14 protein-coding genes are annotated in these 12887 nt (G+C 45.4%); 7 read left to right on the top strand and 7 right to left on the bottom strand.

The window, feature by feature from the left end:
• Positions 1-2: 2 nt before the first annotated feature.
• Positions 3-1310: an MFS transporter gene (locus H6849_02035; GenBank protein USO01800.1), complete on the bottom strand. Its 1308-nt coding sequence runs from the start codon at positions 1308-1310 to the stop codon at positions 3-5.
• Between the two features lie 27 nt (positions 1311-1337).
• Positions 1338-2702, bottom strand: coding sequence for an MFS transporter (locus H6849_02040; protein USO01801.1), 1365 nt, complete (start codon positions 2700-2702; stop codon positions 1338-1340).
• Between the two features lie 102 nt (positions 2703-2804).
• Here H6849_02040 and H6849_02045 point away from each other — a divergent pair, with 102 nt between their 5' ends.
• From H6849_02045 to ruvB, 4 genes are read left to right on the top strand one after another with little or no spacing between them, the layout of a single operon-like run.
• Positions 2805-3560 carry a YebC/PmpR family DNA-binding transcriptional regulator gene (locus H6849_02045; GenBank protein ID USO01802.1) on the top strand — a complete coding sequence of 252 codons (756 nt, stop codon included), beginning with the start codon at positions 2805-2807 and terminating at the stop codon, positions 3558-3560.
• Positions 3560-4063 carry a crossover junction endodeoxyribonuclease RuvC gene (gene ruvC / locus H6849_02050; protein USO01803.1) on the top strand — a complete coding sequence of 168 codons (504 nt, stop codon included), beginning with the start codon at positions 3560-3562 and terminating at the stop codon, positions 4061-4063. Before H6849_02045 ends, ruvC begins: the two co-directional genes overlap by 1 nt.
• Positions 4060-4668 (top strand): Holliday junction branch migration protein RuvA, encoded by a 609-nt coding sequence (gene ruvA / locus H6849_02055; protein ID USO01804.1) that lies wholly within the window; start codon positions 4060-4062, stop codon positions 4666-4668. The genes ruvC and ruvA overlap by 4 nt, the downstream gene beginning before the upstream one ends.
• An 11-nt stretch (positions 4669-4679) precedes the next feature.
• Positions 4680-5708, top strand: coding sequence for a Holliday junction branch migration DNA helicase RuvB (gene ruvB / locus H6849_02060; protein ID USO01805.1), 1029 nt, complete (start codon positions 4680-4682; stop codon positions 5706-5708).
• On the opposite strand, the gene H6849_02065 is transcribed toward ruvB, so the two are convergent.
• The 3 genes from H6849_02065 to H6849_02075 form a co-directional block, all read right to left on the bottom strand.
• Positions 5686-6417, bottom strand: coding sequence for a methyltransferase (locus H6849_02065; protein ID USO01806.1), 732 nt, complete (start codon positions 6415-6417; stop codon positions 5686-5688). The two genes, ruvB and H6849_02065, sit on opposite strands and share 23 nt — an antisense overlap.
• Positions 6418-6433: 16 nt before the next feature.
• Positions 6434-7600: a penicillin-binding protein activator gene (locus H6849_02070; GenBank protein USO01807.1), complete on the bottom strand. Its 1167-nt coding sequence runs from the start codon at positions 7598-7600 to the stop codon at positions 6434-6436.
• Between the two features lie 136 nt (positions 7601-7736).
• Positions 7737-8285: a hypothetical protein gene (locus tag H6849_02075; GenBank protein ID USO01808.1), complete on the bottom strand. Its 549-nt coding sequence runs from the start codon at positions 8283-8285 to the stop codon at positions 7737-7739.
• A gap of 234 nt (positions 8286-8519) precedes the next feature.
• On the opposite strand from H6849_02075, the gene rsmI reads away from it, so the two are divergent.
• The 3 genes from rsmI (at position 8520) to H6849_02090 (ending at position 10578) form a co-directional block, all read left to right on the top strand.
• A complete protein-coding gene (rsmI, locus tag H6849_02080) occupies positions 8520-9386 on the top strand; it encodes a 16S rRNA (cytidine(1402)-2'-O)-methyltransferase (protein ID USO01809.1) in 867 nt (288 codons plus the stop codon).
• A 63-nt stretch (positions 9387-9449) separates the two neighbouring features.
• Positions 9450-9812, top strand: a complete 363-nt coding sequence (locus H6849_02085; protein ID USO01810.1) for a YraN family protein — start codon at positions 9450-9452, stop codon at positions 9810-9812.
• A 34-nt stretch (positions 9813-9846) separates the two neighbouring features.
• Entirely contained in the window at positions 9847-10578 is a 732-nt protein-coding gene (locus H6849_02090) for a BON domain-containing protein (protein ID USO01811.1), read from the top strand.
• Positions 10579-10880: 302 nt separating this feature from the next.
• On the opposite strand, the gene recA is transcribed toward H6849_02090, so the two are convergent.
• The gene (gene recA, locus H6849_02095; protein ID USO01812.1) at positions 10881-11933 is read right to left on the bottom strand and encodes a recombinase RecA; all 1053 of its coding nucleotides are present in this window, start codon (positions 11931-11933) and stop codon (positions 10881-10883) included.
• A gap of 84 nt (positions 11934-12017) precedes the next feature.
• On the bottom strand, positions 12018-12887 hold the full coding sequence (gene rsmA, locus H6849_02100) for a ribosomal RNA small subunit methyltransferase A (protein USO01813.1): 870 nt from the start codon (positions 12885-12887) through the stop codon (positions 12018-12020).

The raw sequence follows: 12887 nt of genomic DNA on the forward strand, positions 1-12887 counted from the left end.
ACTTAGGGAGATGTGTGTGGTTTTCGTTTGTTTGGGTGTGTTTCAATCATAAAAAACGTAAGCACAATTGCACAACACGTACAAACCCACGCAGGCAAAAAAGCCAAGATATAGGCGGTCCTATCAGGACTTTGGCCACTGCTAAAAACCCCCAATAACCATCCAACAAAAGGCTGGAAGAGAACACCACTTAACACAACAATGGTATTGGTAAATCCACTGCATAAGCCACTTATTTTTCGTGGCATGGTATTTGCAATCCCAACAAAAGCGATGACTTCTCCACCAAAGCTCACACCAAAAAGAAGGCATAAGCTAGCAACCACAAGTGTGGGAAACCAGGGAGAAAAAATCAAAAGACCAAACATAAGACTGAATAAAAGTGCACTGGTGCGCATCGCATGGCGGTGTGACTGGACATAATCGGCGTAAATAGCAAACAAAGGCCCTCCAATCATTAACCCTAAAAACGTCAGGGAATTCAACGAGGATGCGTCTTTTTCAGAAATTCCCAATGTTGCTTTGAAAAATGAAATTCCCCAGAGGTCCGTGAATGCCGCCAGGGGTGTGTACATACAAAACCCGAACAACGCCATGATCCATGACTGTGGCTGTTGTATAATTTTTCCAAGACTGTCTCTGATAGTTTCATTCGCAGGAATCAAGGGCGCACCCTCGGCGCTTTCACGAACATGTGTGCTTTTACCAGGGTGATGATTGCGGATTCCCATCCAGATTGTAAGTGCAATAAATACACCCATAAGGCCAAGGGCCCATTGGATGGCACGCCACGTGTGCAGGGCATTTAAGGCGGCAAAAGGGACGTTTCCAATAATCCCACCAATCATGCCCAAGCTTGTGGTAAGACCTGCGACGAGACCGATCTGTGAATGAGGGAACCACAAAGATGCAATTTTTAGGCATCCTAAAAATCCGCACGAAGCTCCGACGCCAACGATAAAGCGTCCCCCAAAAGCCATACCGTAAGAGGATGCCGTAGCCATAATCACACATCCGAGGGCGCAAATCAGAGATGCCATCGTTAATGTGGAGCGTGGCCCCCAACGATCCATGGCAATCCCTGCTGGAATTTGCAGAGCTCCATATGAATAATAATAGGCCCCACTCAAAAGACCAAGCTCTGTTGTTGAAATGTGAAAACTTGTGATCCAATCATCAGCCAAAACGCTTGAGCTGATCCGCAAGATCATCTGATACAAATAGAAAACAACAGCAAACATCCAAATAACCCAAGGAATAACCTGTGGGTATTTTTGTGTGATGTGCTTGCGTACCTGTGCAATGGGCATATAGGAACTTTCGTCTGAAACTAAACGCTATAATTTACTCTTATCAGGATTTTGTGTTTCGGCAATCGTATGATGTCTGGATTCGGCAATTTTCTTTTTCGGGGGAAATGTTTCAATCATAAAAAATGTTAGCACTACTGAAAGAACAATACATCCAAAAACAGGCAAAAGGGCGATTTGGTAGGTACTACTTGTTGGGGTACTCCCCTCTATTAATGCGGCTAAAATATACCCGACAAGCGGTTGGAAAATAATACCACTCAAATTTACGACGGTATTCGTGAACCCACTTGCTAGTCCACTGATGCTTCTGGAAAAAAGACTGACGACAGCAACGTAACACAAGATTTCTCCACCAAAAAAGAACCCAAAAAGAAAACTTAAAAACCCGACAAGTGTCGAGGGAAGAATAGGTGCAATTAAAATACCACCAAAAGCAAAGCAGAGGCATACAGCACTGATACGCATTGTTTTTTTATGCGATCGCAAGTGGTTGGATAACATGGCATAGATAGGTCCTGAACACACGATACCCAAAAAGGTGAGCGAATTAATAGCAGATGCCTCTGTTTCACTGATGCCGAGGGTTGTTTGAAAATAGGATATACCCCATAAGTCTGTGAAGGCTGCAATGGGTACATACATAAGCATCCCACAAATAGCCATTACCCATGCTTGCGGTGTCTTTGCAATGATCATCAAACTGTGTACCAGAGACGTGTTCTTCTTTTTAGTTGGTGTTGCTCGCGCAGGTGCTGTGCGAGTACGCAGTTTCGTAATAAGATCATGTTTGTTGGGTGAACGAATACCAACCCATACAAGTCCTGCAATACCGATGCCGACCCACACAAAATACATCTGAATATCTTGCCAATGCATGTGTTGATTGAGCAACGCTAAGGGAGTGTTTCCAAGAACACCTCCGATCATACCAAAACTGAATGAAAGCCCAACAATTAGACCTGTTTGACGCGGGGAAAACCAAAGGGTCGCAATCTTAAGGCACCCCAGGTAACCACATGACGATCCTACACCAACACAAAATCGCCCAATCATGGCAATCGTATACGTAGGCGCAAGTGCCATAATATAGCTGCCAAATGCACACATGAGGGCGGCAAATGTTAACATCTTGCGCACCCCCCATTTATCCATGAGGCGCCCTGATGAAATCTGCATTCCTCCATAGGCATAGTAGAAAACACCGCTCAGCATTCCAAGCTCATTCATGCCTATTCCATAGGTTGTAACCCAGTCATCAGCAAAAACACTCGCGCTAATACGCAAGATAACTTGGTACATATAAAATAAAATAGCAAAAACCCAAATGACCCAAGGGACAAGACCAGGAAATGCTTTTGAAAACTGTTTATGAAGGTGCTTTGCGGGCATAGAATTTTTTTCCTTAGTGTTGTTTTGGTTAAATATTCACGGCATACCATTGCACAAAAACGGCATTTGGCGTATTAATTATAAAAATATTCCCCACCGATAATGGCAGGACATTCGCAATTTAAAAATATAATGTACCGCAAAGGAGCTCAAGATGCAAAGAGGGCACGTCTGTTTGCAAAAATCATTCGTGAGATAACAGTTTCAGGTAAGGAAAGCCCCGACCCTGATTCTAATCCTCGGTTACGGTCTGCGATTGCGGATGCACGTACCAACAATATGCCCAAAGACACCATTGAGCGTGCGTTAAAAAAAGCCACAGGTAGTGCCAATGATACGCACTACGAAGACGTGCGTTACGAAGGCTATGGACCTTCAGGGGTTGCAATTATTGTGGACGCACTTACAGATAATCGCAACCGTACAGCCTCAGATGTGCGTTCGGCGTTTAGTAAATATGGGGGAAATTTAGGGGAATCAAATAGCGTGGCCTTTATGTTTGATCGTATGGGATGCTTCACATACCCTCTGTCATTAGGAAATGAAGAGCATGTTTTTGAAACAGCTCTCACTGTTGGTGCAGAAGATGTGAAAGTGCATGCAGAAAACTATGCTATTTTTTGCACAGCAGATACGTTTCATCAGGTGCGGGATGACTTAGAAAAGAAGGTGGGTTCACCAGAATCATCAGGTTTGCAGTGGATTGCAAAAAGCCCCGCAGAAATTACGGATGCGGATATTGCGCGCAAAGTATTACGCTTGATTGATGCCCTCGAAGAAAGTGACGACGTCCAGTCAGTATCCACAAATATGCACCTTTCAGATGCGGTCGTTGCTGTCTTGAATGAGGCTCATTAGTGCGTGTTTTGGGAATTGATCCCGGCCTTCGCAATCTGGGGTGGGGGGTTATCGATGTTGTGGATACCACCTACCATTATATTGCTAGCGGAACTATTTGCGTTCCTACCACTCTGGCTATGGCCCAACGACTGGGTGTGATATTTACAGAATTATCAGGTGTGATTAGGAACTACAGGCCCTCTCAGGCAGCAGTTGAAGAAATTTTTGTGAATATGAACCCTGCCTCAACGCTCAAACTAGGAATGGCGCGAGGGGTTGCGCTTATGGTACCAGCTGTGCATGATATACCTGTGAGCGAATACACAGCCAATCATATTAAGAAAGCAATCGTAGGATCTGGCCACGCCTCAAAAGATCAAATAAACACGATGGTCCGACATTTCTTGCCAAGGGCGGTGAATGCAGATGGGGTACTGGCTCCTGATGCAGCGGATGCGTTAGCAGTGGCCTTGTGTCATGTGCATGCGCTGTCATTTCAAAAGAAAGCATATGGATCATGATTGCCCAATTAACGGGACGAGTAGCGTATGAAAGTGAATCAGGTATTGTTCTTGATGTCCATGGCGTTGGCTATGATGTTTTTTGTTCGCGGCACACGCGTGGGGATATTGTGGGTATCGAAGGCACTGTAACAGTTTTTATTGACACCATTGTGCGTGAAGAATTTATCCATCTATACGGGTTTGCGTCCTTAGAGGAAAAATCCTGTTTTCAGTTGTTGCGCAGTGTTCAAGGAGTGGGTAACCGTATGGCTATTGCCATTCTTTCCTTATTTCGCCCTCTTGAGCTTGTACATGTTTTGCAAGCACAAGATAAGGCATCTCTCACACGGGCCGATGGGGTTGGTCCCAAGTTAGCAACACGTCTGGTTACTGAGTTGAAAGATAAAGCGGGTACAATGGCTTTGCCTCGTTCAATAGGAATACGGGGAGACCATATACCTTCTCCGCTACGCCACGATGAAGTAGTATCGGCGCTTACAAATCTTGGTTACACGCGCAATGACGCTGCGCGTGCGGTACAGCAGGTAGTTGGGGACAACCCAGAAACAGGAGATGAAAGTGCTCTTATTCGTGCGTGCTTACGTCATCTGGCACAACGATAGGAGAAGATACCATGACACTTGATCGTCTTGTAGTGGCTGATGCACGTGAAGATGATTTCTCTGCATTTGATACGGCTCTGCGCCCGAAGTCATTTGCTGACTTCACGGGTCAATCAGAAGCATGTGCTAATTTACACGTTTTTGTTCGTGCAGCACGCAAGCGCGGCGAAGCACTTGATCATGTGTTATTTCATGGGCCTCCTGGTTTAGGAAAAACAACCCTTGCGCATGTGATAGCGAATGAATTGGGGGTAAATTTTCGTCCTACATCAGGCCCAACACTAACAAAAGCAGGAGATCTGGCTGCTATTCTCACAAATCTTCAGGCACACGATGTTTTGTTTATTGATGAAATTCATCGTCTTTCGTCAACGGTAGAAGAAATACTTTATCCTGCTATGGAAGACTTTAAATTAGACATTGTTGTAGGAGAAGGTCCTGGAGCGCGGGCGATTCGTATTGATTTGCCCCCATTTACCTTAGTGGCGGCGACTACGCGCTCGGGTCTTATCACGGGTCCTTTACGTGATCGGTTTGGCATCCCTGTGCGGTTGAATTTCTATGATGTCGATGACCTTGCACGCATCATACAACGCGCAGCAGAAAAGCTACAGATGAACCTTACACCGGAGGGCTCTTATGAGATTGCTCGGCGTTCACGAGGGACCCCTCGTATAGCGGGGCGGTTGTTGCGCCGGGTTCGTGATTTTGCCGCCATGGAAAGCGATGATTCTTCTGTGGATGCCTTTGTTGCTGATGCTGCACTCAAACGCCTTGATGTAGATCATGAGGGGCTAGATACGATGGATCGGCGCTATCTGTCATACATTGCAGAAACAGTAAATGGGGGAGCGGTGGGGCTAGATACCCTTGCAGCGGCCTTGTCTGATCAAAGAGATGTAATCGAGGACGTAATTGAGCCTTATCTTATTCAACAGGGTTTTGTCACACGCACACCGCGGGGCCGCCAACTGACAGCGAAGGCTTTTTCTCATATTGGGTTACCAACACCAACACTTATGAAAAAAGATCTATTTTAGTTTCCCCAGATAAAATACCTCTAGCAATAGGTGTATAACTGCCATCCTTGGTGTGAATGTGGATCCCAGGGCAAAGTGTAAGACCTCCACAAACATTCTTGCGTGCGCGAATGAGAATGCGTTTCGCGTGGGTAGGTTGTGTGAAAAGGGGCACCAGTGTAATTTCTCCCATACGCCCGTAAAGATGCGCAAGAATTTCGTCCAGTCGATCAGTTCGATGAACCATGGTTAAATGTCCCCGTGGCTTCAAACGCCTAATACAATAATTAAGCCAGGGAACTAAGCCGTTCTGGGGTTCCCCGGCAGCAACTGCTTTGAGTGCATGCGGTGATGGCGTACACCCTTCATGGCTGTGATAGGGTGGGTTCGTGATTACATGATCAAAGGTTTGGTCTCCAAGCACGGAAGGCTTTGTGAAAATATCTGCATGGTGGATTACACAAATTCGGTTGTTAGTATCTGCATTTTCTTTGGCGAGTGTTGCAAATATTTCTGTACCTTCGATGCCGCATCCCCGCGCATGAGGTTGGTGATAAAGGGCACACAGTAATGCTGTACCGACACCACACCCTACATCTAGAATACGTTCATGCGGGTTTGCGTGAACGGAAGCACCTAAAAAAGCGGCATCCAATCCTGCGCGGTAACTGTGCATGGGTTGTCGCAGGATAACTTTTCCTTCATATACTGCGTCAACAGAGCTATTCATCGTGTCGTTTTCCTGGCTACAAGAAAGACTTGGGTGCGGGTGACAGCACTTTAAACTCCTTACCGATGAGGCTGTATACGGCAAGTCCTCGCTCTGTGTCGCCATCTGCGGTAAAGCGAAAGAGCCCATCAATACCCATAAAGCCTTGTTTGCTGGTGATGTGATTAAGGTTAAAAGGATCTTGCGCATGTTTTTGAGAGAGTTGCGCAAGCACTTGAACAGCATCAAAAGCCAGCGTGTAAATACGCAGTGGATTGTGTTTGTATTGGCGGTAGTACAAATTTTGAAAATAACTAAAGCCTTGTTCAAGTGGCGCTGTAAACCAACTTTTTTGAAGGGTTTGCATCAACTTGATGTCATCATCCAACCACTGACCAGAGCCCACTAAACGCATGGTGTGTATATCAACTTGATGATACAAAAGACTAGAAATAATTGTTTTCAGATTTCCACCACCTTCAGGAATGTAAAGAGAATCGTAAGACTTACCCTTGAGATAGGACAGATCTTCAATGAACTTTTGCCCGCGCGGTGCGTAAAAATAAAAGTCAATATTTTTAATAAGACCGTTATGCTTTGCTCGTTCGAGAGCCTCTTGATTGCGTAAACCATACTCATTTTGGGGTAAAATTGCAGCTACTGAAGCAAGTCCTTGTTGGTGTGCATAGGAGAAAACCCGCATCACTTGTTCTTGGACATCAAATCCAAAAATAAGTATCCCTGATGCTTGGGCGCGAAGGTCATTGGTAAAGGCAATAACAGGAATCCGATTATGGCGTGCTTTGTAGTGGATGGCACGCACTTCATTGGCACGAATAGGGCCAATAATAGCATCTACTTTTCCAGCTATAGCCCGCTCCATTGCCTCTTCGGCTCCTTCAGGTGTTCCTTTTGTATCAAGAGGCATAAGCCCGATGTCGTGATCGGTGTGACTGAAAAGAGCTAGTTTTGCTGCATTATAAAATCCCTCTCCTAGTTTCTTGTCTTTTCCAGAAAAAGGCATTAATACCCCAATTGTGTATTTTGTTTCCCGGGGTTTGGGCGCTTGTGTATTGAGAGGCAGTAAATCAAGGAATTTCCGAGGTTGCTTAATTTCCTGATTTTTCGGATCAATGACAACCGTTGTTTGACAACCTGCCACAAACAAAACGAGTGCCATTCCAAAACTGCGTATCCAAAACATTCGTCTTACTTTCTGTGTCTAAATGTGTACGTGTTGGTTATACCTGAAACAGGCTCGCGCATAAACAAGAAACTCTGTCTAACAAAAAACCCACCTGCAAACAGATGGGTTTTGTATTAGAACAATCTTTCTGTGCTTACTGTAACCGTCGTCCGGTAGAGCGTAATCTGGCCCGTGCGGTGTCTAATTCGGCTTGTTGCATGCGAAATCCTGATGGTGCCGGAGCCAGTGCCGCGGGTGCTGGTCCACGGCCTGTACCAATTCCTGTGTGGGAACTATATGAACCCTCATTGGCTGCTTCTCGCTCAGCTCTTAACATTCCAGCACCCCGTAAAAGCTCTCTATAGCGGGGCGTGAGGGCATCTTTCCAGTGACCAGTGGGGCGTCCCGAAACTGTACCGTCTGGATCCCTAAGTTCTGCAATGCACCGCATTGTTACTTCCCTTGTTTGTGCTTCAAGGACATCAAAATTAGACTGTCTGTTCGCATAGGGGTCCTTCGCATGTCCCATAGCGCTACAGGCATAGGGGCAGCTTTCGAGACAGGAGGCTATTTGCTCAATTTTGTTTCGGTGGGTATTGGCGTAAGTGGCACTACAATACTCACGGCATGTATGCCTTTTGCAGTGATCAGACACTAAGTGTTCACATGTTTTTACAGCTGCACGAATACTGGGTCGTTCCATGGAGGATTCTGATGCATATAAAGAAGGTAGTAATGATGCAAATAATACAAAAGTTTCATAAATTCTTTTCATTTTTTATAAAATTATTAATATAAAAATATATTAATATGTAAATGTTAATTATTTATAAAAATGTTATTTGCACCCCATGAACAATCCTAGGTGTGGTCTTGGTGTTTGACTTTGTGTGTATTTCGAGCTAACGCATAGAGACACACGAAATTTTTTAGTGAAGTGATTGCTTTACCTGCAAGTATTACAAATGAAGTTTTGACGCCAGGATTGTATGTGCTGGCTACACCTATTGGTAATTTGGGTGATATTACACTGCGCACCCTCCACGCGTTGCAGAACCTTGATTATATTTACTCTGAGGACACACGTGTGACTCAAACGCTCCTGGGGGCTTATGGTATTAGGCGCAAGTTGCTTAACTATCATGACCATAATGGGGCTAAAGTGCGCCCTCTCATTATCCAACAGATCACACAAGGGGCCTCTGTTGGACTTGTGAGTGACGCTGGAACACCTCTTATTAGTGACCCTGGGTGCAAATTAGTATCAGCTGTTATCCATGAAAATCTCTGTGTTTTTTCCTTTCCGGGACCCTGTGCCGCTATTGCTGGTCTTACCGTGAGTGGGATGGCAACCGATGCGTTTCGTTTTTGTGGATTTTTACCGACCACTTCTAACCAGCGTTGCCTCAAACTCAAAGCACTCTCGTGTGTATCAGAAACCCTCATTTTTTATGAAACCCCTCTTCGCTTAGGTGCTGTTTTGAGTGATATGCACGCCTGCTTTGGGTCTCGTCAGGTGTGTGTTGCGCGTGAACTGACGAAGCGGTTTGAAGAGGTTGTTCGTGGGTCTTTGGATGATGTATCTATAGGCCTATCCACTATGACGTTGAAGGGGGAGATTGTCCTGATTGTTGCGGGATGTCCTGATAAGGAAACCACACCAGAGACGATTGATGCAACACTTGTGACTATTTTGGAGAAACACTCTGTCAAGGATGCCTCACGTCTTGTTGCTGAAATGTTTGCCCGTCCCCGCCAAGAAATATACATGCGGGCATTAAAACTAAAAAACGTCACTTCTTAATGTCTCTCTATTTTCTTGCAAGACTGAGAGGAAAAACAACACCGATACAGTGTTTGTTCTATCATGCTTAGTAATCATACGAAGGGCTATATTGTTGAGTGGTGGGTTCGAATTGTTGTGCGCATTAAAGGGTATATCCCTGTAGCGCATCGCTATCGATCACCCTACGGAGAAATTGATTTGATTTACATACATGGGCGCACCCTCGTTTTTATTGAGGTCAAATATCGCTGGCAACGTCAGGATGCCCTGTGTGCTCTTACAGATCACCAACGGCGACGCATTGCGCGTGCTGCAAACTACTTTCGTGCCCACCACTATGTGTTAGGTTTGAAAGATATGCGTGTGGATGAGTATATGTGTTGGGGGTTGGGGTTCTGGGTACACTACAGAAACACTTCACAAATGGAAGAAAATACGCCATAACCATACACATATATAAGAAGGACTTTTGCTGTTGTTGACAAAATTGTGTGTGGCTACTCTTTTAACAGCCCTTTTTGCTTTGGGGGGATGTGTCCCTGTTGCTGTTGGGGCAGCGGGAATGTTTGTAACCACAACCTTGGTAGAGGAACGTGGAATCACCGGAACAATTTCCGATGCCGCTTTGCGCTCAGGTGTGAATGCAACATGGGCGAAAAATCAACCCAAGTTACTCAGTCGCCTTAGTGTGACCGTGCGGGAAGGGCGTGTTCTACTTACGGGGCGTGTGGAAACAGAAGCAATGAAAAAAGAGGCCATACGCCTAACCTGGACAGTTTCTGGTGTTGTAGAAGCTATTGACCGCATCGCAGTAGGAGAAGCCCCACCCAAAACAAGTGGCTATGTGGGTGATTCCTGGATTACCTCAAAGATATCGACATCAATGCTGACGGATTCCCAGATACAGTCTGTGAATTACACCGTAAAAACATGTGAGGGTATCGTATACATCATGGGGATCGCTCGCCACCAAAAGGAACTCGATGACGTTATTGCTATTGCGCGCAAATCAAAGGGCGTACAAAAAGTAGTTTCGTATGTGCGGGTGCGCGATACAGACTCTCTTACAAAACAAACAGAGCGTACAGACGTTGACCAGGATTCTACAAACACATCAAGAAAACCATCCCACACGGATGCTTCCTTGGACTCTGGTCTTGAGCCTGTGGAGCTTGGTCCAGCCCCCAGTGTGGTGGAAGCGCGCTCTTAGAAATCTCGCCCCCTTAATAGAAACGTGAGGTTTAAAATAAGGCGTACAAAGCGCTTGAAAGAGGCTTGGGTATCCTATCCGATGAATCTGTCACAATAAACGAGTCTGAAAAACCCTTAAGCAGTAGTTAAAGAAAGCGTTACAGACGTCACGTATACTCTAGTGAATATAGTAGATAAATCCCATTTTCAGACCCTCATACAAAGGAAGAGAAAACCTTAAAGAAAACAAAGGAAGTATCCCCGTTCTGAGAAAAATCAGAAGAAATTCAATATCCTGAGATAAACAATAGGGTTATAGCGTTATGCTGCCGTTGATGTGTCGTCATCTACACTGTTCTCGGTGGCATCTTCACCAGTCATCATGACCTCAGAAAGTTGTCCTGCATTCAGCCGGATTGCTTTTTCAATTTCACTCATTAAGTCGTGGTGATCTTCAAGAAACTTTTTGGCATTTTCCCGTCCTTGGCCAATACGTTCTGTTTTGTAGGAGTACCAGGATCCCGCTTTTTCGACGATTGACGCTTTCACAGCAAGGTCCAAAACTTCACCAGATTGGGAAATTCCTTTGCCGTACATAATATCAAACTCAACAACCTTGAAGGGTGGTGCAACCTTGTTCTTTACAACCTTGCAGCGTGTTTGATTCCCAACAACTTCCTCTTTGTCTTTGATGGCTCCAATGCGTCGTATATCAATACGTACAGAGGCATAAAACTTCAGGGCATTACCCCCCGTTGTTGTTTCGGGATTTCCAAACATCACTCCAATTTTTTGACGAATTTGATTGATGAAGATTACCATGCAGTTTCCTCGAGATACAGAGGCTGTTAGTTTGCGCAGTGCTTGGCTCATTAACCGCGCCTGAAGCCCCATGTGTGCGTCTCCCATATCCCCCTCAAGTTCGGCTTTGGGAACAAGGGCTGCTACTGAATCGACAACGACAAGGTTAATACCCCCCGAGCGCACCAGTGTATCCGTGATTTCCAGGGCTTGCTCACCAAAATCAGGCTGTGAAATGATGAGATCGTCAAGGTTAACCCCTAGTTTTGCTGCATATGCAGGATCAAGCGCATGCTCTGCGTCAACGAAAGCGCAATTAAATCCCAGTTTCTGGGCCGATGCAATAACATGAAGGGTCAGAGTTGTCTTACCTGAGCTTTCAGGTCCATAGATCTCAACAATACGTCCCTGAGGCAAGCCGCCGACACCAAGAGCGATATCAAGTCCAAGAGATCCTGTTGGGATGGCAGCAATCTCCATACTTTCACGTTGCCCCAACCGCATAACGGATCCTTTGCCAAACATACGCTCAATTTGGCTAATTGCGGCGTCGACTGCTTTTTGTTTTTCCATGCGTATTCCATCCATGTATAAATTGATACTTATTGTATTTCATGAATACGGTTTTATTTCAATCAAAGAAGTGCAGATGCTGCATTATTTATCGAGAAAGTTTGCCAACCAGCACATCTTTTGTACATTCAGCTCTTCGGGGCGTTGCGTAGGCTGAATGTTGTGGTCTATACACACGTTCCAGTCTTCTTCTGACAGGTGCCGCAAAGTCCCGCGCAACATTTTCCGCCGTTGCTGGAAAAGCAAATGTGTGAGCTTTTCTAAGGCCTGAAAAGAAACAGTTTCCCTGTTTTTTCGGGGAGTAAGCTGAATGACGGTTGAGGACACTTTCGGTGCTGGCGTAAAGGCTTCAGGTGGTAATGTAAACAATGCCCGTCCCTCACAACACCATTGTGTAATAATCGAAAGGCGCCCATAATCTTTAGTACGCGTGTCCGCCATAAGGCGTGCAGCAACTTCTTTTTGTACCATAATCGTGATGCAGCTGAATGCGTCAATATGACGCAAAAGCTGAATCACGATGGGGCTGGTAAGATTATAAGGAATATTCGCTACTACTTGTCGTGGATTTACCCCAAGCGTATGTAGGCTAAGTTTAAGAACATCCTCATTCAAGAATTCAAGCTTGCGCCCTTCTTCCAAATGGGGTGATAAAAGCCCTAAAGCTCCTGCGGCGCGCATGTCTGGATCAATAGCAATAACATGGCGAGCGCCCTCAACGAACAAAGCCCGTGTTAATCCTCCCGGACCGGGTCCAATTTCAAGAACTGTTCCCTGATCAATGTGCGGGGCTGCACGAGCAATACGCCGTGTGATATTCATATCAAGCAAAAAATTCTGCCCTAAGGATTTTTTGGCACGGAAATTGGTCAGCACTAATGTTTTTTCAAGTGTCGGAAGAGCAGACACATTAAGGCCAGGTACGGCATTGCTTGGGAACATAGACGTAACCAT

It is taken from the genome of Alphaproteobacteria bacterium (assembly GCA_023898725.1).
Taxonomy (GTDB): Bacteria; Pseudomonadota; Alphaproteobacteria; order JAUHZC01; family JAUHZC01.

Bases quoted from the DNA above. Each gene is read 5' to 3' on its own strand.
- H6849_02035 (USO01800.1), bottom strand. From the start codon at position 1,310: ATGCCCATTGCACAGGTACGCAAGCACATCACACAAAAATACCCACAG.
- H6849_02040 (USO01801.1), bottom strand. From the start codon at position 2,702: ATGCCCGCAAAGCACCTTCATAAACAGTTTTCAAAAGCATTTCCTGGT.
- H6849_02045 (USO01802.1), top strand. From the start codon at position 2,805: ATGGCAGGACATTCGCAATTTAAAAATATAATGTACCGCAAAGGAGCT.
- ruvA (USO01804.1), top strand. From the start codon at position 4,060: ATGATTGCCCAATTAACGGGACGAGTAGCGTATGAAAGTGAATCAGGT.
- ruvB (USO01805.1), top strand. From the start codon at position 4,680: ATGACACTTGATCGTCTTGTAGTGGCTGATGCACGTGAAGATGATTTC.
- H6849_02065 (USO01806.1), bottom strand. From the start codon at position 6,417: ATGAATAGCTCTGTTGACGCAGTATATGAAGGAAAAGTTATCCTGCGA.
- H6849_02070 (USO01807.1), bottom strand. From the start codon at position 7,600: ATGTTTTGGATACGCAGTTTTGGAATGGCACTCGTTTTGTTTGTGGCA.
- H6849_02075 (USO01808.1), bottom strand. From the start codon at position 8,285: ATGGAACGACCCAGTATTCGTGCAGCTGTAAAAACATGTGAACACTTA.
- H6849_02085 (USO01810.1), top strand. From the start codon at position 9,450: ATGCTTAGTAATCATACGAAGGGCTATATTGTTGAGTGGTGGGTTCGA.
- recA (USO01812.1), bottom strand. From the start codon at position 11,933: ATGGAAAAACAAAAAGCAGTCGACGCCGCAATTAGCCAAATTGAGCGT.
- rsmA (USO01813.1), bottom strand. From the start codon at position 12,887: ATGGTTACGTCTATGTTCCCAAGCAATGCCGTACCTGGCCTTAATGTG.